Source organism: Rhodoferax ferrireducens (assembly GCF_049302455.1).
Lineage (GTDB): Bacteria > Pseudomonadota > Gammaproteobacteria > Burkholderiales > Burkholderiaceae_C > Rhodoferax > Rhodoferax ferrireducens_B.
In genome coordinates, this window is the sequence record NZ_JBAQMD010000052.1 from 1 (window position 1) to 18864 (window position 18864).

General features: G+C 55.9%; 18 protein-coding genes and 1 pseudogene. 8 read left to right on the plus strand and 11 right to left on the minus strand.

The features are described from left to right. Positions 1-99: 99 nt before the first annotated feature. Genes WA157_RS09050 through WA157_RS09060 form a run of 3 tightly spaced genes read right to left on the minus strand, consistent with a single transcriptional unit; the run spans position 100 to position 2068 of the window. Positions 100-558, minus strand: coding sequence for a cytochrome c3 family protein (locus WA157_RS09050; protein ID WP_422620622.1), 459 nt, complete (start codon positions 556-558; stop codon positions 100-102). Next, positions 545-991 (minus strand): hypothetical protein, encoded by a 447-nt coding sequence (locus WA157_RS09055; protein ID WP_422620623.1) that lies wholly within the window; start codon positions 989-991, stop codon positions 545-547. Before WA157_RS09055 ends, WA157_RS09050 begins: the two co-directional genes overlap by 14 nt. Before the next feature lie 6 nt (positions 992-997). Next, positions 998-2068, minus strand: a complete 1071-nt coding sequence (locus tag WA157_RS09060) for an IS630 family transposase (protein WP_422620624.1) — start codon at positions 2066-2068, stop codon at positions 998-1000. A gap of 73 nt (positions 2069-2141) precedes the next feature. Between WA157_RS09060 and WA157_RS09065 the strand changes: the two genes are divergently transcribed. The 7 genes and pseudogenes from WA157_RS09065 to WA157_RS09095 form a co-directional block, all read left to right on the plus strand. Further along, entirely contained in the window at positions 2142-2813 is a 672-nt protein-coding gene (locus WA157_RS09065; RefSeq protein WP_422620706.1) for an enoyl-CoA hydratase/isomerase family protein, read from the plus strand. A gap of 27 nt (positions 2814-2840) precedes the next feature. Further along, a complete protein-coding gene (locus WA157_RS09070; protein ID WP_422620625.1) occupies positions 2841-3785 on the plus strand; it encodes a hydroxymethylglutaryl-CoA lyase in 945 nt (314 codons plus the stop codon). 20 nt (positions 3786-3805) lie between these two features. After that, positions 3806-4990: an acyl-CoA dehydrogenase family protein gene (locus WA157_RS09075; RefSeq protein WP_422620626.1), complete on the plus strand. Its 1185-nt coding sequence runs from the start codon at positions 3806-3808 to the stop codon at positions 4988-4990. A gap of 151 nt (positions 4991-5141) precedes the next feature. Then, on the plus strand, positions 5142-6182 hold the full coding sequence (locus WA157_RS09080) for a TRAP transporter substrate-binding protein (RefSeq protein ID WP_422620627.1): 1041 nt from the start codon (positions 5142-5144) through the stop codon (positions 6180-6182). A gap of 22 nt (positions 6183-6204) precedes the next feature. Beyond that, positions 6205-6702 (plus strand): TRAP transporter small permease subunit, encoded by a 498-nt coding sequence (locus WA157_RS09085; protein WP_422620628.1) that lies wholly within the window; start codon positions 6205-6207, stop codon positions 6700-6702. A gap of 9 nt (positions 6703-6711) precedes the next feature. Further along, positions 6712-7986 carry a TRAP transporter large permease gene (locus WA157_RS09090; protein WP_422620629.1) on the plus strand — a complete coding sequence of 425 codons (1275 nt, stop codon included), beginning with the start codon at positions 6712-6714 and terminating at the stop codon, positions 7984-7986. Between the two features lie 434 nt (positions 7987-8420). Beyond that, positions 8421-8906, plus strand: a pseudogene (locus tag WA157_RS09095) (IS6 family transposase); the annotation flags it as partial. 117 nt (positions 8907-9023) lie between these two features. Here WA157_RS09095 and WA157_RS09100 read toward each other — a convergent pair. The 4 genes from WA157_RS09100 to WA157_RS09115 all read right to left on the minus strand — a co-directional run bounded on the left by WA157_RS09100 (position 9024) and on the right by WA157_RS09115 (position 11735). After that, positions 9024-9269 (minus strand): hypothetical protein, encoded by a 246-nt coding sequence (locus WA157_RS09100; protein WP_422620630.1) that lies wholly within the window; start codon positions 9267-9269, stop codon positions 9024-9026. A 182-nt stretch (positions 9270-9451) separates the two neighbouring features. Beyond that, positions 9452-9826: a hypothetical protein gene (locus WA157_RS09105; RefSeq protein WP_422620631.1), complete on the minus strand. Its 375-nt coding sequence runs from the start codon at positions 9824-9826 to the stop codon at positions 9452-9454. 54 nt (positions 9827-9880) lie between these two features. Continuing rightward, positions 9881-10180 (minus strand): thioredoxin family protein, encoded by a 300-nt coding sequence (locus tag WA157_RS09110; protein ID WP_422620632.1) that lies wholly within the window; start codon positions 10178-10180, stop codon positions 9881-9883. A 397-nt stretch (positions 10181-10577) separates the two neighbouring features. After that, on the minus strand, positions 10578-11735 hold the full coding sequence (locus WA157_RS09115) for a tyrosine-type recombinase/integrase (RefSeq protein ID WP_422620633.1): 1158 nt from the start codon (positions 11733-11735) through the stop codon (positions 10578-10580). Between the two features lie 999 nt (positions 11736-12734). Between WA157_RS09115 and WA157_RS09120 the strand changes: the two genes are divergently transcribed. Further along, a complete protein-coding gene (locus tag WA157_RS09120) occupies positions 12735-12962 on the plus strand; it encodes a hypothetical protein (protein ID WP_422620634.1) in 228 nt (75 codons plus the stop codon). Between the two features lie 10 nt (positions 12963-12972). On the opposite strand, the gene WA157_RS09125 is transcribed toward WA157_RS09120, so the two are convergent. The 4 genes from WA157_RS09125 to WA157_RS09140 form a co-directional block, all read right to left on the minus strand. Continuing rightward, a complete protein-coding gene (locus WA157_RS09125) occupies positions 12973-14916 on the minus strand; it encodes a polysaccharide biosynthesis protein (protein WP_422620635.1) in 1944 nt (647 codons plus the stop codon). 128 nt (positions 14917-15044) lie between these two features. Beyond that, positions 15045-15596 (minus strand): dTDP-4-dehydrorhamnose 3,5-epimerase, encoded by a 552-nt coding sequence (gene rfbC, locus WA157_RS09130; RefSeq protein ID WP_422620636.1) that lies wholly within the window; start codon positions 15594-15596, stop codon positions 15045-15047. A gap of 7 nt (positions 15597-15603) precedes the next feature. Next, a complete protein-coding gene (gene rfbA, locus WA157_RS09135; RefSeq protein WP_422620637.1) occupies positions 15604-16482 on the minus strand; it encodes a glucose-1-phosphate thymidylyltransferase RfbA in 879 nt (292 codons plus the stop codon). 7 nt (positions 16483-16489) lie between these two features. Then, positions 16490-18721 carry an SLBB domain-containing protein gene (locus tag WA157_RS09140; RefSeq protein WP_422620638.1) on the minus strand — a complete coding sequence of 744 codons (2232 nt, stop codon included), beginning with the start codon at positions 18719-18721 and terminating at the stop codon, positions 16490-16492. Positions 18722-18864: the final 143 nt, after the last annotated feature.

Consider the following 18864-nt stretch of genomic DNA (forward strand, 5'->3'; position numbering starts at 1 on the left):
GGGGGGCCTCCGGCGGCCTGGCAGGGGCCTGATTTAAAAATATCCAAAACCGAATTCAGAAACACCTTTCACGGAGTCCAGTTTCATTGGTTCGGGAAACTACAGAACGAATGTTGCACTACCAATTACCATTGAAGTTCCTGCATCTTTCATGCTACGGAAAAATGCTTGATCATGACAGGTCAAGCAGAAATCCTTGCCATGTTTTTTGCCACGCAACAAGCCAGGCTCCCTGCCGTGTGGCAAATGGCAGGTGCTGCAGGTCAGATCCCCTTTCCAATCGAGCGGATACTCAGCGGGCAGGCTTCTCTTTGGCGCAAAGCCACTGGGGTGGCTGACCTCAATCGCCCGCGCGTGGCACCTTGCACAAAGTAGCTCTTGGGATGAGACCAGCTTCGACGCCTGGTCCTGGTCGACATTGGGTCCGGCAAGATGACAGACGCCACAGTCTGTTCTGGCTGGATGTCCGTTCCCGCGGCCTACATCCGCATGCAGCAACGCTGCCATGCCCAACGCAGCGACGCCGAAACCGGCGATGAACCATTTATAAGTTGACAAGCTGTTCTGCTTTTTTCAGGCGGGCAATCCCCGTTGCTAACGCTGTTGAGTCTTCGGCTTCGCTAATGGGCGCCAATGCATTCTCGACCTCGCCGAGTGCTTGTTTCAATGCTTCGTGTTGCGCGCGCAGAGCCGAAACGCTGGCTTCGAAATCTTCCCATTCCAGCTGCAGGCTGTCGGTATGTCGAATTGGCAGCGGTGCGACCAGCCCATGATCGATTAGAAGTTCCAGATTGCGTGATATCCGGTACAAGGGGCCGGCAATGCGAAAGCTGGCGTAGATAGAAAATAGCCATGCGGTGATACCTGCGAAACTGACCAGCGCGAAGCCGAAGACCAACATCGCCGGACCCAAACTCACCTTGCTCAGGGCAAAGGCACTGATGATTTGCCTATAGCCGCTCGCTTTGCCGTCACTAACCAAAATAAGCACTAGTGTTTAATTGCGTAAATTAACAATTGTATTTCTGAGTTGGGCACCTCGAACCTCACGTTTCCTCCAAACAAACGGGGCGGCTGTTTCGTTGTAGCGGGTTACAAACGCCTCAATGGCTTGTGTCAGTTGCTCGGTGCTTTGGAAGCTTGCTCCGCTCAGGCTCTTGCGGGTGAAGATGCCGAACCATATTTCGACTTGATTGAGCCAGCTTGCTGATGTAGGCGTGAAATGGAAATGAACATTAGGATGCAGTGCTAACCAGTCATCGTTTCTTTTGTGGGTGGCGTAGTTATCCAAGATGACGTGGACCTCCTGACTGACGGGCACCTCGGCCACGACATCATCGAGAAATGCTTGGAAGTCCGGACGCTTCTTGACTGTGGTGACCTTGGAGTGGATCGCACCGGTGGCCACGTTCAGCGCGGCGAACAGGTTGATGGTGCCGTGGCGCTTGTATGTGCTTTTGATGCCACGCACAATTTTGCCACTGCTGGTATGGACGTAGCCGGTCTTTCTCTCCAAGGCTTGAATCGATGGTTTCTCGTCAACGCTGAGCACCAGTGCGTTGGTCGGTGGCCCCAGATACAAGCCGATCACATCAGCAGCTTTGGCAGCGAACTCGGGATCTGTGCTCACACACCAAGAGCGCATACGCCGCAGTTGGATGCCTTCCTTGCGAAGGATGCGCCAGATCGCGTCATCTGACACTCCCAGTGCCTGTGCCAGTGTTCCTCCGTCCCAACTGGAAAGTCCGTCAGGAGGAGGTAGCTCAAGCTTCTTGCGTATTCGCTCGCGCAAGTCGCGGGCCACGTAGGTGGGCGGCTTGCCACTGCGCGCCCGGTCACCAAGCGCTTTGATGCCGCCGTGCAGAAATCGTTTGCGCCATGTCGCCACCGTATTGGCTTGCAACTTCATGCGGGTGGCAATTTGGTCGTTTCGCTCGCCCGCCAGGCAACCGAGCACGATTTTGGCTCGTTCGACCAACCGGGCTTGCTCGGTACGACTGGCGCTCAGTCGCTCCAACTCTTTGCGATCTGAATCGCTACACGTTACGCTCGCTGCGACTCGCGCCATGACCACCTCCGGCTTGTATTGAACAAGCTGGATGATAATTACATATGCCTATTAATGCAATTAAACACTAGATCTGTGGACCGGCCTCACGGAAGACCCGGGCGAGGTCCGTTGCATCGTACTGACAGGCGCTGGTGAAAAAATATTTTGTGCCGGCGGCGACTTGAAGGAGCGAAACGGCATGTCCAAGATACAGTGGCAGCGCCAGCACGAGCTGTTCGAGCGCCAATACTGGACGCTAGGCGACTTACCAACGCCAGTAATTGCCGCCGTCAACGGGCACGCCTACGCGGGTGGTCTCGAGATGGCGTTGTGTTGCGATTTTATTTATGCCAGCAGTGCCGCCCGTTTCGCGCTTACCGAAGTGACCTTGGGAATCATGCCGGGGGCCGGTGGCACGCAGAATCTACCCCGCGCCATTGGCGAACGAAGAGCCAAGGAAATTATCATGACCGGTCGCCCCTTCAATGCGGGGCAGGCCTACGACTGGGGGCTAGTCAACCAAGTGAACGAGCCTTCAGACGTCCTCGCCAGGGCCTTGGAGACCGCTACCACGATTGCAGAAAACGCGCCGCTGTCGGTGCACCAGGTCAAAAAGTCCATTCGCTATGGGGGACAGATGGAGTTGCGCACGGCCTACAGATTCGAAGTCGAGGCCTACAACCATCTGGTCGACACCGAGGACCGAATCGAAGGCGTGAAGGCGTTCAATGAAAAGCGCAAGCCGGTCTTCAAGGGCCTCTGACTCCAGGAAACAAGCCAAGCAAGAAATATGCGTCAAAAAATTACCCTGCGAGAAGTGGGCCTGCGCGATGGCCTACAAATCCACCCCACGTTCATGCAGACGCGGGACAAGCTGGCCTGGATCATGGCAGAGGCCGCCACTGGCATTCCAGAAATCGAGGTCACGTCCTACGTACCACCGAAACTAATCCCACAGTTCGCGGATTCGGGGCCGGTCACCGAAGGCGCGCTACGCATTCCCGGTCTGACAGTGACAGCGTTAATTCCCAACTTGCGCGGGGCGCAGCGTGGCCTCGAACTCGGCGTGCACAAGCTTAATTTCGTGATGTCGGTCAGCCAAACGCACAACATGAAGAACGTGCGGCGATCGCCAGAAGAGTCGGCGGCCGACTTTCGCGACATCGCGGCTCTGATCCGTAGCCATCCAGAAGCCAAACGGCCCGTGATCTGCGGCAGCTTGTCGACTGCATTGGGTTGCTCCTACGAAGGGCGCATCGCCGTGTCGCAGGTCGTGAAGTACGCAGTGCAGCTGGCCGAGGCCGGTGCACAGGAAATAGTGATCGCTGACACTGTGGGCTATGCCGATCCAAACCAGGTGCGTATCGTGTTCAAGGCCGTACTGGCCGAGGTCGGCAGCCTGCCAGTGGCCGCGCACTTCCATGACACTCGTGGTACCGGGCTGGCCAACGTCTGCGCTGCACTCGATTGCGGTATCACGATGTTCGACGCATCGCTAGCGGGCTTGGGTGGATGCCCCTTTGCGCCGGGTGCCAGCGGCAATGTGGTCATGGAAGACCTGTGTTTTATGCTCGATTCGATGGGCTATGAAACGGGCGTGGACTTGCAAACACTCATCAAAGTCCGCGAGTTGGTGTCGAATGCTCTGCCCGATATTTCGATGCAAGGAGCGCTCGCTCGCGCTGGTCTGCCGCGCGGCTACGTAACCACTGCAGAGCGCGTGGCAGTCCAATAAATTTTACTTATGGAGATCAAATGGAACAAAAGATAGCAACTCTCAACCTCGATGGTGGCGAGGACTACCCGGAAATCCGTGAAAGCGTGCGCAGGGTTTGCGTCGACTTTCCAGGCGCGTACTGGCGCAAGCTTGAAGAAGCGGAGGCCTACCCGACCGAATTCGTGAACGCGCTAACCGATGCCGGCTACCTGGGAGCGTTGATTCCCGAGGCCTATGGTGGCAGCGGTATGGCGTTGCGTGCGGCGGCGGTGATCCTCGAGGAGATCCATGCGTCTGGCTGCAACGCAGGAGCATGCCACGCCCAGATGTACACGATGGGCACGGTGCTACGTCACGGCAGCGACGCCCAAAAATTGCAGTACCTACCGCAAATTGCCAGTGGCAAATTGCGCCTACAGGCGTTTGCCGTGACCGAGCCCACCACAGGTACCGACACGACCAAACTCAAGACCCGAGCCGTGCGCGACGGCGACAGCTATGTGATCAACGGGCAGAAAGTTTGGACCTCACGTGCCCTTCACTCGGACCTGATGCTGCTACTCGCGCGCACAACGCCAATCGACCAAGTGAAAAAAAAGAGCGAAGGACTCTCGGTCTTCCTGCTTGACATCCGTGAATCGTTGAGCAAGGGCTTGGACATCAAGCCGTTGAAGGCGATGATCAACCACAACACTACGGAAGTCTTCTTCGACGACCTGCGGATTCCCGCCGACTGCCTCATCGGCGAGGAAGGCAAAGGCTTAAAGTACATCCTAGATGGCATGAACGCTGAACGCATCTTGGTGTCAGCCGAAGCCATCGGCGACGGTCGCTGGTTCACCAAGACATCGGTAGCCTATGTGAGTGAACGCCGCGTCTTCGACAGACCGATCGGCCAGAACCAGGGGGTACAGTTCCCGGTGGCGCGCGCTCATGCCGAAATTGAGGCAGCCGATCTTGTTCTTCGGCGGGCTGCCGCGCGCTTCGCGGCTGGACTGCCCTGCGGCGACGACGCGAACATGGGCAAGCTGCTGGCGGCCGAGGCGGCTTGGCACGCAGCGGAAGCCTGTATGCAAAACCACGGCGGCTTCGGTTATGCGCGCGAGTACGACGTCGAGCGCAAATGGCGCGAAACGCGTCTGTTCCAGATTGCCCCGATCTCGACTAACCTGGTGCTTTCGTACATCGCAGAGCACATGCTGGGCATGCCGCGCTCGTTCTAACGCGCATTTCACTTTCGAGTGCACCACGTGAATTGTTTGGCTCAGGCACTGGCAGCGCATGCCGGCATACAGGCCGGTCAGTGGCTGCGTGCATTCCCGTTCAATTAGTATTTATTTCGCGACTTCACTTATAAACACTCAGGAGACTACTATGAAATTTAAACTGCGTCGGTCATTGCTCGCGATTGGTCTGTTTGGAACCCTACTGGTCGGCCTTGGAACAACGGCGATGGCTCAGACCAAGGAAGCCACAATTCGCATTGCCTATAACCTGCCAAAGGATCACGCAACCGGCTTGTACTTTGAAACGCTGGCGGCAGAAATCGAAAAGCTGACGGCCAAGACCTCTCTCAAAATTAAAGTGCGTACCTTTCCAAATGGGCAACTTTACAACGACACACAACTGCCTGATGCGGTCAGTACGGGTGCACTAGAAATCGGTCAGATGAACATCGGTTTCATGAATGGCCCAGATGTTGAGCCGCTTCGAATTTGGGGCTTGCCTTTTCTATACAACTCTTGGGACGCGTTGTGGGCGACAGAAGACAATCCCGTTTTCAAAGGAGCGTTTGATCGGCAGTTCTCGAAATTCGATATGCGCATGCTCGGTTGGGTTCAATACGGAACGGTCGAGTTTTACGCCAGCAAACCGATAAAACTTCCGGTTGATATGAAGGGTTTGCGTTTGCGCGCCTTCGGAGTGGATACCAGCATGTTGATCAAAGATCTTGGCGGATCGCCCGTCAGTTTGAGTTCGCAGGAGATGTATCAGGCTGTTCAACGTGGCACTATCGATGGATTTATCACGGGGCCAACTTCGGTCTATTCCCGCAAGCTATATGAAGTAACCAAAAATGGTACGGCGATTGGCGTCTATTTTCTTTCCTTTATGGCGACTGCCAACGCCAAGTGGCTGGCCGGCCTGCCGGACGACGCTCGCGCTGCAGTAGTACAGGCATCCGGAATTGCCCAAACTACGGCACGAAATCGTGCCAAGGACGACGACCGGACCGCTCGTGAGCAGTTGACCAAGGTTGGGGTTGTCACTCCTCTGCTGACTGCGGCAGAGCGCCAGCAGTGGGTCGATGCCTCACAAAAACTTTATCAAGAATACCGCAACAAGTCTGGGGTAAACGGGGCGCAGTTGCTTGAAATTGTCGACGCATCAAACAAGAAATTTTCTCCTCACTGATGTCAAACGCGGTGGACCGATGATGAAATCTATAGCTAATGTTGTGATGTGGACAAACCGTGGCGTCGTAGCAATTGGTGCGATTGCGTTGTCGATCCTGCCGCTAATTGTATTTTACGACGTCGTTGCGCGCTATTTGTTTAACGCTCCCACGATCTGGGCAACCGAAGTTTCCATTTATATCCTCCAAATGCTGGTGTTCCTGCCGATGGGTGTGTTAGTTAGTGAAGGCGCCCACGTGCGATCAACACTGCTTCTTGATAGGATCTCGTCACATGGTCGCTACGTATTGCAGCGGTTCGGCCTGATCGTGATCGTTATCTTTGCGGTTTTCGTGATCAAGCTTGGATGGCAATTGACTATCCATGCATGGAGTCAATCCCAAACTTCAGCAACCTTATTGGCAGTTCCGCTGTGGATCCCAAACTCCTTGATTCCAATTGGTGGCGTGCTGCTGCTCATTAGCGCAGTGGGCTCTCTGCTCTGTCCAGTCAATTTCATTGCATCGTCTGCGGAATAGAGCCCACTTATGGATTTCATCACAATTGCTGTGTTGGCTGGCACCTTGCTGCTATTGCTGGTACTCGGGGTTCCAGTTGCCTTTGCGCTCGGTTTGGCTGGCATTGCTGCGATTTGGACCGAGGGTCCGCAGTTTCTTATCCAGCTGCCGCTCACTCTCATCAAGTCGTTTTCGGACGTCATCCTTATCGCTCTGCCTCTGTTCGTCCTGATGGGTGAAATTCTCTACCGCGGCAAAGTTGGGCAGCAACTCTTTGACATGGCTAATGTGTGGCTTGGACGAACACGCGGCGGAACCGGGATGGCTGCGGTATTTGCGTTCACTTTTTTTGCAGCCATCGTCGGCTCGAGCATGGCCTCGGTTCTAAGTATCGGGAAGATCGCAATTCCAGAGATGCAAAGACGAGGCTACAGCAAAAAACTGTCCTATGGACTCACCGCGGTCGGGGGATCACTGGGCATCCTAATTCCACCGAGTATTCCGTTAATTATCTATGCTTCGCTCACCGACACATCGCCTGGGAAGTTATTCATGGCAGGTGTTTTGCCCGGGCTCTTTGTCGCATTGCTTCTTGTCGTTTGGTGCGCCTGGAAATCGCCGCGTACTCAAATCAATGACCCGTTCAGTCTCAAACTGGCTTTACTGAAGACGATTCAGTCGTTGCCTGATCTGATGTTGCCAATTGTGGTGCTTGGTGGCATTTATCTTGGCGTCTATACGCCGACGGAGGCGGCTGCAGTTGGCGTCATCTACGCGATTTTTCTGACCATGGTAGTGCGTCGCACGATCAAGCTGCGTGATTTGCCAAGTATTCTCAAGGAGTCGCTCAAAAGCAATGCCATGTTATTGACGATCATCCTGGGGGCATTATTGTTCGGATCGGCCTTGACGTTGATTGGATTGCCTCAAATGCTGTCGTCCGCGACTCAAAACGCAGGATTACCTCAATGGGGCGTCTTGCTGATGTTTTTTCTAATTTGGCTGGTGATGGGTTCTTTTCTTGAAGTGATCTCGATCATTCTGATCACGGTCCCCGTGTTTTTTCCGATCGCGGTAGCAGCTGGTGTCGACCCGATTTGGTTCGGAATATTCATGGTGATCAACATGGAAATATCGGTGATCACGCCACCGGTGGGCATGAACCTGTTTGCGATCAAGTCCATTCTGCCCGCAGAATCATTGGGTGCGATCACAAAGGCTGCCGTGCCGTCGCTGGTGATTTTGTTGATTGGTCTTTTGGCAATGTGGCTTTTCCCAGTGATGGCTCTGATGCTTGCCACTTAACGGGGAGTGTAAAAAACTGTGGAGTTTTCAGGTGACTGCTCGTCGAAGGAGAGTGAACCAAACCGTGGGAGGCCCGCCGTTAAGATTCGTGTAAAAGCGGCCACATCCCCATATTTTCAAATTTTGTGGCTTGGCGACGAAGCAGTTTGGCGTTGTTATGGTTCATGTGTCAATGAGAGTGAACCAAACCGTGGGAGGGCCATGCTCCAAAATTGATGTCTGCATTGGCGGCGTGTGCTGCCTCGCAGGCAGGCTTCGGTTAGGCTGCCGTATCAAGATCGCCGTGGCGCAGCAGATCGGCGATTTCTTTGACCGAAATCCCAGCACGTTGCAGACGGGTCGCCATCGTGCGACGCAGCAGGCTCTGTCGCGTTGACAGTCAAGTCGGCCACTCGGCTATGCTGAGTGTTTTGACAAAAATGGCTTAAATTGAGATGTTGGCTACCAAAGTGATGCGCTTGCCGCTCGACGTAATTCTGGTGTGCATCCGTTGGTACGCAGCCTATCCGCTGAGCTACCGCCATCTCGAGGAAATGATGCAAGAGCGAGGCGTGTTTGTCGACCACTCTTCGATCAACCGTTGGGCAATGCGGTTTTAGCCGTCGCTTGAAAAGATGTTTCGCAAGTACAAACGCCCGGTTGGCGGGGGCTGGCGAATGGACGAAACCTAAAACAAGGTCAAAGGCGACTGGAAGTATCGCTACCGCGCAGCGGACAAGGAAGGCAAAACAGTCGACTTCCTGCTGACTGCTAAACGCGACAAGGCCGCAGCCATACGCTTCTTTGACAAAGCCATGCAAACCAACGGTGTTCCTGCGAAAGTCACCATGGACAAGAGCGGCGCCAACAAGGCGGCCATGGATGCGATCAACGCCAGCAGCGAAATTCCAATCATTGTTCGACAAGTGAAGTATCTCAACACGGGCTGCGAGGTCGGTAGAACGGTTTGTCCCGCAATTCTTCCGCTGATGTAGCCCACAAAGACTCGCCAGCAATCGTTTTTTTTGGCAACTGCTGTATAGAGCCTCTCATTTAGGCTATGCTGCTTGGATGTTGGCGATCGTGGTTTGGATCAGCACCACTGCTGGCGTAACTGAAATCGTCGAATTGGACTGCCAAGAACCTGCCGTTCGTGGTTGTCGGGTTACGCTGCGCTGCCGACCTAAAAACAGAAAAACTGGTTTTCGTCGCTGGGTGACTGCTTCCGAGTTTCTGGCACCGGCGCCGAACGGCCGGTTCCGGCCAAATCGAAGGTCAGCTTTCGACTTTCCGCCGAGCTTCATGCGGTTCCAGTGGAAGTCGGCTATTCTGTCTTAACGAGTCCTACATGCGGGAGCCTTGGGTGGCCGCTTGCCAGTTTGATGTCGATTTGAAACTTCGGACTACCTACCGCAAAGCCGCTCATCAGACTGGTCACGGTAACCAAAAGGCGGGAGAGTTGAACTCCTTTCAACTACAAGGAGGTTCAGTCCACCGTCTGCCGCACCGCCAGGTGGCGCACTTGGCGTTCCGCCAGCGTTTTGGCGCCCAGCAATTGGGGCGCTTCGCGTTCTGGCAATAGCCCTTTGAGCGCCTGCGGACTGGCGCGCGCGCCACTGGCAACGTAGTCAGCCAGCAGCGCTTGTTGCACGGTCAAGGCAGGCAGGCCGCGCTGGGTGCAGAGGTAGTCAAACAGCGCGTCCACCAACGCCTCCGGTGTCAAGCCGCTGGTTGTGCCGCTTTGAAGCCACTGCCAGTCGGCAAAATCGAGAAAGGCATAAAACGGTGACGAACCAGCCAACAACACCGGCAAGGTGAGTGCGCCCATCAGGTATGACGAGTTGGTGCGCAGAACTGGCATTGAGTTTTTGCCAGGGGTGCATCCAAGAAGTTGATTTCAGCCAGGGTCTTAAAGCTACCCCGCAGCAGCTTTCCACAAAAGAACTAGGCGCTCTATTTGGTCGCTCAATTCGACCAGACTAAAACTTCTGCCGCGCTCCAGGTACAAACGCCCTTCGATATAAAACTGCACCACTGGCAGCGTGAAAACGCCGTGCTGGGCGCAAATGGCTGAACTGGTCACACAGTCGACATAGACCAAAGCAATCTCGGGATGTCGTTGTGTCATCAGGTTTTCAAGCTTGGGCTTGATGGCCTGGCACACGGCGCACTGGGGTCCACCAAACAGTAAAAGAACCGCTTGAGTCGTTTTCAAGTGTTCAATTTGCTCATCAGTGAGGTCGGTCTGCATGGTGGCATCGACTATAGACTGCGCCCTAGTCATCCGTCCAACGCTCACCGTGTTAATGTGTCTTCTGGCGTCATGAACGCCATACGTTTACAAAAGGGAGAAGTTGATGAGCACCTCAGATGACATGGGGAACATCAGGTGGGAAGAGCACAAGGGAGCCGACCGTGGCCGCTGAACTTTCCCGCCTCCAAAGCCCGTCAGCGGTTCAATCTGCGCTTGATGAGTTCAGTCAACTTGGTCGTACCGCTTTTCTCCTTCGGTAACCGTTATTGCCTAGTCGATGATCAACCTGTCGTCCCATTTAAATAATATGCATTGCTCCGACCCGCACTGATGCTGAGAGAGAGCGCTGTGAAGGGTTTTACCCGAGCTTTTGAGCCAAGTCGGTGGCCCGAGGGTGATAGTACCTGGCGGTCATTGAAGATGATTTATGGCCCGTCACTTTCATGAGCTCGTGCATTTGTAGCTTTTCGGCCAAGCGTGATGTGGCCTCATGCCGCAGATCGTGAAAATGCAAATCGGCAAGGGTCGTGTCGGACGCTTCGATTTTCGCTAGCAAGTCCAGGGTTTCTGGTCTGGGTGCCTTCTTGTGATAAATCAATGCTCTGATCTCAGCGGCCGTAGCTCTATCGTCAAGCCCCGACTTCACAAGGGCTTCACGCAATTTGGCGTGGATATGGGCTTGCCGTGCCCGATCAACAGATCGTTGCCAAGACAGCTTCAGGGCGTTTTGGGTAACCCGAAAAACCTTACCCTTGATAGCTTTGGGCAGTCCAGACAAGATGGCGACAGCGCTGCTAGAAAGTGGAACATCGCGATGGGTGTCACCGTTCTTTGTTACAGCGCCGTTCACTCCGCGAAGCCGCGCTGTTTGACGACTGAGGTCAACGTCTTGCCAAGTGAGTGACGCAATCTCAGATTGCCGCGCAGCAGTCGCAATGGCGAATTCAACTGCGGCAAGCGGAAACTGGCTCTTGCAATCAGCAAGGGCCGCTCTCAATAGCTCCCACTCTCCAGACTCCAAACGCCGATCCCGTGCATTCGCCACTGGTGGCTTGCGCACAAGTGCAGTGGGGATTCCTTGGGGAAGGGCGATTCCCCAGTCCATTGCGCAGGCTTTGAAAATTCTGGACAACATGTTGATTTCATGGACAACCGTTTGGGGAGCAACCGCTTTAAGGCGTTCGTCCCTGAAAGCTGAAAGCATCGCCGGATTGATTGACGCCAGAGAGTAGGCGCCGAATTTCTCGACAAGTTGATCAATTTTGTAAATATCCCGATCCTTGCCGCGCTTGCTCGGCAGGATTTCAGTTTTGTAGCGTTTGGCGGCATCGGCAAAGGTGGTTTTTTCGGCATCGTTGCGATTGATGAATGCGCCAATGTCCATTTCGCGTTCTGTCGCGCGCGCCCATTGTTGAGCAGCTTCCAGAGTCTGAAAAGCTTTTGACTGATCCGGCCAACCCTGGCGGCGAATTTTTGCTTGCCATTTGCCGTTTGAGCGCTGTGAAAAACTCGCCATTTGTTGCTCCAATAAATAAAGCTCACTGTCCCCACTTTGGCTCCAAATGGCATTTAATTTGTGTCAAATTGTCTTGAAAACCGCATGGACATTGAACTTTATAATTCTAGCATTTTCAGCCTGTCACGCCGGGGGTCTCGGGTTCGAATCCCGTCCGCTCCGCCAGTACATAAGGGTTTGCCGCTATGAAAGTAGTGGCAAACCCTTTTTTTATTCCAGTCTTTGGAATTGAAACTGGACCCGCTTCCCTCCACGGCACAGGCAACTACCCAGTCATGAAGCCGATGACGTCCGTAGTGGAGCAATGAACCGGGGTCATCGTTCCAAGCCTTGAGAAACGTCAACAACGTACAAACGGGCACATTGAAAATGTAAACTGGTTTGTAAGAATGGACGTCGATCCGACATCGTGTGGACCAGCTTGAAACATCAAAAATCTGTTCGGCCTGTCACGCTACGGTTGAACGGAAAAAATGTCATAAGAATCGCTATGGGGAGTACATTTGCCGCAAATGCCTGGCTGGTGGGACAAGGTTTACACGACGGGGGCAACTGAAGCATTTTATGAGGCGGGGGCTACCTGTCTTATGGTTGATCATCGCCATAATCTGCATAGCCATTCTGGCGAGGTGGCCGCAACTCCTGGCTCTTGAGTCGTATCATTTTTCAAGCGGCGCGCGCGACGCTCCCAACGTCACTGATGCCTCCGAGGACCCGGTCATTCAGACCACCAACTAAAAATGGGTCCGCATGAATGGCTTCGCCCATTGAGATGTGTCAACAAGGTGAAGCTTGGAAATTGGAGAATATCTTTTTCATTAAAAAGTGTGGAAATCCGCTCACTGTTCGGACCATCCCGATATGTCGAGAATATGTTCAGCCTGTGGCACCGTCGTTGCGCGCAAAGAATGTCACAGGAATCGGTACGGTGAGTACATCTGCCGGGAATGTCAGTCCGTGGGAATTAAGTTCGTGCGGCAGAGGCAAGCGGGTAAACCGATGAGGTTGGTAATTCAGGTATTTTTATTTGGCTTTGCTGTTGCAAGCCTGCTCTTTCTCGTGACGTGGCAGCTTTTCCTGGATTCAGGTTCTGTTCCTGCTATCGGTGGCGCATACGATGCGGTTATCGACACCAGCGGTGGCACTTCGCTTAACCCGCCAGTCAAAGCTCACCGCGTCGAGAACCCCGGTCAAGCTGTTCCCGGAACCAACAGCCAGACACCGTAGTCGATGCCCGCTATGCCGCCTGTAAAAGACACGCCGTCTGCGCCAAATGCACCCAGTCCACCACCTCGCCATCGGGCTGGTAACCGGGCACCATCTGTTTCAGCAAGCTGCGCATCAGCGGCACATCATTGGCATTCAGCGCCGAAGTCAAACTATCGAGGCGGGTGCTTAGTTCGGGCCACGGCACAAACTGCTCATGCGCCTTCATGATGCGCGGATGCTGGGTGGGCAAGGGGTTGTCGCCAATCAACAGTTCTTCATAGAGCTTCTCGCCCGGGCGCAAGCCGGTGATCTTGACCTCGACGTCGCCCTCCGGGTTGGCCACATCACGCACCGTCAGGCCCGACAGTTCCACCATGCTGCGGGCCAGGTCGATAATGCGCACAGGCTCACCCATGTCCAGCACAAACACATCGCCCCCTTGGGCCATGGCGCCGGCCTGAATGACCAGTTGCGCAGCCTCAGGAATGCTCATGAAATAGCGGGTGATGTCAGCGTGCGTCAGGGTAATCGGCCCGCCGTCCTTGATTTGCTTGCGAAACCGGGGCACCACTGAGCCCGACGACCCCAGCACGTTGCCAAACCGGACCATGCTGAAGCAGGTGCCGCCCGGCTTGGTCTGGCTGGCCAGGGCTTGCAGCACCATTTCGGCCAGGCGTTTGCTGGCACCCATGATGTTGGTCGGGCGCACCGCCTTGTCGGTGCTGATCAGTACAAAATTGCTCACCCTGTGCGTGGCCGCTGCCCGGGCGGTCGTCCAGGTGCCCAGCACGTTGTTTTTAACGCCCTCGGCCGGGTTGTGCTCCACCATGGGCACGTGTTTGTAGGCCGCTGCGTGGTACACGGTGTGCGGTTGCCAGGTGCGCATGATCTCGGCCATGCGGTCCGCATCACGCACCGAGGCCAGCAGCGGCAGCACCTGCACATGGGGCATATTCTGTTCAGGCAGTATTTCCAGGAGCCTCTGGTGCACGGTATACAAGGCCCACTCACTCAGCTCCACCAACAATAGTTTGGATGGCGCCAGCCTGATGATCTGATGGCACAACTCGCTGCCAATCGATCCGCCCGCGCCCGTGACCATGACCACCTTGCCAGCAATGTTTTTGCCAAACAGCGACGCATCGGGTGGTACGGAATCGCGGCCTAAAAGATCTTCAATGTCAATCTCGCGCAGGTCGCTGACCAGTACATGGCCCTGGGCCAGGTCCATCAAACCTGGCAAGGTACGCACTGCCACATGGGCCTGACGCGTCAATTGCAGAATATCCTTGCGCCGTTGTCGGCTGGCAGACGGCATGGCCAGCAACACGTCGCTCACCTGCAGGCGCGTCACCAACTGGGGCAACTGCGCCGGGTTGTAAATGCGCAGGCCATTGAGCTCACGACCATGCAAATGCGGATCGTCATCCAGAAAGCCCACGGCGTGCATCTCCAGACTGCTCGCCATGGCACCCACCAGTTGCCGCCCGGCCGAGCCCGCCCCATAAATCAATACCTTGGGTAAAGTGCCACGATTGAGACGGCTTACATACTCGCCACTGAGCCAAAAGCGGGCAAATGTCCGCCAAGCCCCTACCGCCAGCAGCAAAAAGATGGGTTGTATCAGTCCCACCGTGCGCGGTATTCCAGGCAGGGCCAGAACAGCCAGTAGCCCGGCATACAACACGCCGTAAACTAAGACCGCCTTGGTGACCGCCAGCAAGGCGGTTAACCCGGCATAGCGGAAAATCGCCCGGTACAGGCCAAACACCATGAACACTGGTAACGCCAGCGCCAGCGACAAACCAATCGCCAGCCACTGGTTGCCGTGGATGGCGACCCAGTTCTCGACCCGCAGGCTCAAGGCCAGCCACACGGTTAGCGCACACAGCAACGCGTCCACTCCCAGCGCCAACAAGCGCTTGGCTGGACGGGGCAGGGCCAAAAAAGGCTCGGCAAAACGGTTAATCATGACAGCTCCCAGGCGGGCAGCCCAGTCTTATGAATCTTTAAGGGGGCAATTATCGCTGAGTCGCAGTTTCATAAACCACGCAACCGAACGGCATTGACCGTTGGCACCAACAGTCAGCAACCCGTGCATCAGCCAAAAACTTCTGCCTCAGCCAGCGTCTTTGCCGCCGCATCCTTGGCCGCCAATTGGGGTTCGGCCGTCAGAGGCCAGCGCACGCCCACGGCCGGGTCATTCCAGAGCAGGCTTCTTTCATGCTCGGGGTACCAGTAGTCGGTGGTTTTGTACAAAAATTCGGCCGTGTCACTGGTCACCACAAAGCCGTGGGCAAAGCCAGGGGGAACCCACAACTGGCGTTTGTTGTCGGCAGATAGCAGCACGCCGTCCCATTTGCCAAAGTTTGGCGAGTTGCGGCGCAGATCAACCACGACGTCAAACACTTCACCTTGCGTCACACGCACCAGCTTGCCCTGGGGATGTTGAATCTGGTAATGCAGACCCCGCAACACACCCTTGACGGAGCGGCTGTGGTTGTCTTGCACAAACTCTACATCCAGCCCGGTCGCCTGGGCAAAGTCGCGCTGGTTGAAGCTTTCAAAAAAGAAACCACGGGCGTCGCCAAATACGCGGGGCTCAAGAATCAGGACTTCGGGCAGGGCGGTGGGGGTAACGGTGTAAGGCATTGGTCAATCAGGCTTGTTTGATGAGATTGAGCAGGTACTGTCCATAGCCATTCTTGGCCAGTGGCGTTGCCAGTTTTTGAATCTGGGCGGCGTCAATCCAATGCTGGGCAAAGGCAATCTCTTCCGGGCAGCTGACCTGCAGGCCCTGGCGCTTTTGCAGCGTGGCAATAAAGCTGGCGGCTTCCAGCAAACTGTCGTGGGTGCCGGTGTCCAGCCAGGCATAGCCCCGGCCCATGATCTCCACGTTCAACTGGCCTTGCTCAAGATAAACCCGGTTCACGTCGGTAATTTCCAGCTCGCCACGCGGGGAGGGCGCAATGTTGGCGGCAATGTCACACACCTGCTTGTCATAAAAATACAGGCCCGTCACCGCGTAGTGGCTCTTGGGTTGCTTGGGCTTTTCTTCAATGCTGATGGCGCGCTGCTGGGCGTCAAATTCAACCACGCCATAGCGCTCCGGGTCATGCACATGGTAGGCAAACACGCTGGCGCCCGTGGGGCGGGCGCTGGCGTTGGCCAACTGCTTGACCAAATCGTGGCCATAAAAAATGTTGTCGCCCAGCACCAGGGCACTGGGCTGGTTGGCCACAAACTCGCGGCCAATGATGAAGGCCTGCGCCAAGCCATCGGGCGATGGCTGAACCGCATATTGAATGTTCATGCCCCACTGGCTGCCGTCACCCAGCAGCTCACAGAAGCGCGGCGTGTCTTGCGGGGTGGAGATGACCAGCACATCCCGAATGCCCGCCAGCATCAGCGTGCTCAGGGGGTAGTAAATCATGGGCTTGTCATACACCGGCATGAGCTGCTTGGAGACCGCTTGCGTGACCGGGTAGAGCCGGGTGCCGGAGCCACCGGCCAGGATGATGCCTTTGCGTTGAGTCATGGCCGACTTAATTGCGGATGGTCTTTAGGGCGGCCGCGCCCAGGCCAAACTGGTACAGGATGGTGGTCCAGTCCTTGGCGCCTTCAATGAACTGGGTGTAGGCGGTGCGGCGGTCAATGGATCCTGGCACAAAAATGGAATCGCCGGGGTTGAGTGTCTTGTTCATTACGCCGCTGCTCCAGAATGATGAGTTGCGCGCGTTGCCTTCGACCGAGCCATCGGCGCGGATCAGCAGAAGGTTGTCGGCGTCGGCATCGCGGGTGAGACCGGCCTTGTCGATGTAGTTGCTGACGGTGAAACCGGGCCTGAAGATGAATGAGCTTTCGGCAAACACTTCACCAAACACACCCACAAAGCTGGGCCGGTGCGGAACAATGATCTGGTCGCCGTCTTCCAGCACAATCGAGGGTGTTACGGGGTTGGTGGGGTCCAGCTCCAGTGAAATGCGGCCGTTGGCCTTGAGGCCCTGCAAGCGCCTTAGCATATTTTTTTGATTTTCAATCTGGACTTGCAAGGTAGTTGTTTTGTCCGCGGTACTGGCGTTTTGCACTGCAAAGGCTGTTTGCGCGCTGATGTCTGATTCCATACGGCGAATCGACTTGTTGATGTTTTCCTGTTGCTGGACGCGGGTGGACTCACGGGTAAAGACGGTGCCGTAGACAAAGGCGTTTTGGCTCAAGCCACCGATTCTTTGGATGAGACCTGGCAGGGTTTCGCCGGGCTGAATCTGGTAAATGCCGGGCACCATTACCTCGCCTCCGACGCGCACAAACTGGCTGCGTTTTTCGGCCGGTACCGGCAGGTCGTTGACGCTAAAAATAGTGACCACGTCGCCAGCTTGTAGCGTGAGATCGTTGACAGGGTCTTTGTCTTTGATGGCTTTGCCGAGGTTGAAGGGAATCAGTGTGGTGCGCAGCTCCTTGGCATCGAGCCGCTCAATGGCGGCGTAGTCCCAATTAATTTCGTTAAGCTGATTTTTTACGTCGGTGACGATTTGCTCTGCCGAGACTTGTTTATTCGACCCGTTTTGCACCATGTTGCCATCACGACCATAGCTAAACCCTTCAGACGTACGGTCTGCCGGGGACTGTCTGGGCGACTCGTACTGCACCAGGATGTTTTTTCGGTTGTAGTAGTCGTCCTGAATCAGCGCACTGACTTCGGGGATCAGGTCAGACACCTTCATGCCCGGGCGGTAGGCGTAGCGCAGAGGCTTAGCCACGTTGCCGCGCAAAGTGACGGCGTTGGCAAACTCGGGGCTGATCTTGAACAGGGTGACAACGTCGCCGTCTCGCACCGTGGAATTGAGGCCGTCGGCGTTGAGGGCGCGTTCTTCGATGACGCGGGGGGCCTGGCCTTGGGCCGGGTTGATGCGTTCAACCAGGACCTTGTGTGAGGCGGTCAAAATTTGCTGACCGCCGCTGTAAGACAAGAGCTTGGCCAGCGTCTCTTCTTTGCCCGAGAGCTCGTAGATCGCGGCGCTGTCAAGCGCACCCAACAAGGCCACGCGTGCTCCGGAGGGTGGGATGACGATGACGTCACCTGGCAGCAGGCGCGCGTCTGCGCTGGTGTCGCCGCTGTGGATGAACTTGTAGAGATCGATGGTGGAGACCGTTTTGCCAGCGCGCGTGAGCTGGATCTGGCGCATGGACCCGGTGGCGGAGGGGCCGCCGCTCTCGAATAAGACGCTGATGAGTGTGGACAGGCTGGAGACCGTGTGCACACCGGGTTGGCGCGCCTGGCCGACCACAAATACCTGAATGGAGCGCAGGCGACCCAAGGTGGCGCTGAGCTCAAAGTTGTTGTACACGCGGCCGACGTGGGTCTTGAGCAAAGCCTCCAACTGGTCGGCACGGGTGCCCGCCACGGTGACCGGACCCACTTTGGGGATGGTGACCTGGCCGTTGCGGTCTATCGGCAGGTTAAGGTTGACGTCAATAGCGCCCCAGATTTTGATGCTGATGTCATCCCCTGGCCCCAGCACATAGTTGGCGGGCACGGGCACATTGGTGAGGGCAGGAAAGCTGCTGTCGTTAAACAGGTTGTAACCATACAGGGGCAGCGTACGGCCTGTGGTGTCCCGGACAAATTTGGCAAACTCGTTGGTGCCCAGCGGTGGGAGCTTGGCTCGAAAGCCTTCGCTGTTGGCTTTGTCGGCGCTCAGGTCAGTCTTGTCGGTGCCTGGGCCGACCGGGTTGCCTGCGGCGTCAGTGAGACCCGCAGAGCGGGCCGCGGCCATGGCGGCAGGAGAGAGTGTGGTTGATGGGGCAGAGGACGGATAGCCTGTGGCGGCGGGCGCACCGACCGACGGGCCCGATGAGAAGCCAGCTGCGCTACCCGCAGTCTCACCTGGAGGCACCATAACTTGCGCCGAGCTCAGGC

What these genes read in the sequence shown, in the direction of transcription:
- WA157_RS09060 (WP_422620624.1), bottom strand. Translation starts at nt 2,068, where the DNA reads ATGGCGCGAGTCGCAGCGAGCGTAACGTGTAGCGATTCAGATCGCAAA.
- WA157_RS09070 (WP_422620625.1), top strand. Translation starts at nt 2,841, where the DNA reads ATGCGTCAAAAAATTACCCTGCGAGAAGTGGGCCTGCGCGATGGCCTA.
- WA157_RS09075 (WP_422620626.1), top strand. Translation starts at nt 3,806, where the DNA reads ATGGAACAAAAGATAGCAACTCTCAACCTCGATGGTGGCGAGGACTAC.
- WA157_RS09080 (WP_422620627.1), top strand. Translation starts at nt 5,142, where the DNA reads ATGAAATTTAAACTGCGTCGGTCATTGCTCGCGATTGGTCTGTTTGGA.
- WA157_RS09085 (WP_422620628.1), top strand. Translation starts at nt 6,205, where the DNA reads ATGAAATCTATAGCTAATGTTGTGATGTGGACAAACCGTGGCGTCGTA.
- WA157_RS09090 (WP_422620629.1), top strand. Translation starts at nt 6,712, where the DNA reads ATGGATTTCATCACAATTGCTGTGTTGGCTGGCACCTTGCTGCTATTG.
- WA157_RS09100 (WP_422620630.1), bottom strand. Translation starts at nt 9,269, where the DNA reads ATGAAGCTCGGCGGAAAGTCGAAAGCTGACCTTCGATTTGGCCGGAAC.
- WA157_RS09105 (WP_422620631.1), bottom strand. Translation starts at nt 9,826, where the DNA reads ATGCCAGTTCTGCGCACCAACTCGTCATACCTGATGGGCGCACTCACC.
- WA157_RS09115 (WP_422620633.1), bottom strand. Translation starts at nt 11,735, where the DNA reads ATGGCGAGTTTTTCACAGCGCTCAAACGGCAAATGGCAAGCAAAAATT.
- WA157_RS09120 (WP_422620634.1), top strand. Translation starts at nt 12,735, where the DNA reads ATGAGGTTGGTAATTCAGGTATTTTTATTTGGCTTTGCTGTTGCAAGC.
- WA157_RS09125 (WP_422620635.1), bottom strand. Translation starts at nt 14,916, where the DNA reads ATGATTAACCGTTTTGCCGAGCCTTTTTTGGCCCTGCCCCGTCCAGCC.
- rfbC (WP_422620636.1), bottom strand. Translation starts at nt 15,596, where the DNA reads ATGCCTTACACCGTTACCCCCACCGCCCTGCCCGAAGTCCTGATTCTT.
- rfbA (WP_422620637.1), bottom strand. Translation starts at nt 16,482, where the DNA reads ATGACTCAACGCAAAGGCATCATCCTGGCCGGTGGCTCCGGCACCCGG.
- WA157_RS09140 (WP_422620638.1), bottom strand. Translation starts at nt 18,721, where the DNA reads ATGGCCGCGGCCCGCTCTGCGGGTCTCACTGACGCCGCAGGCAACCCG.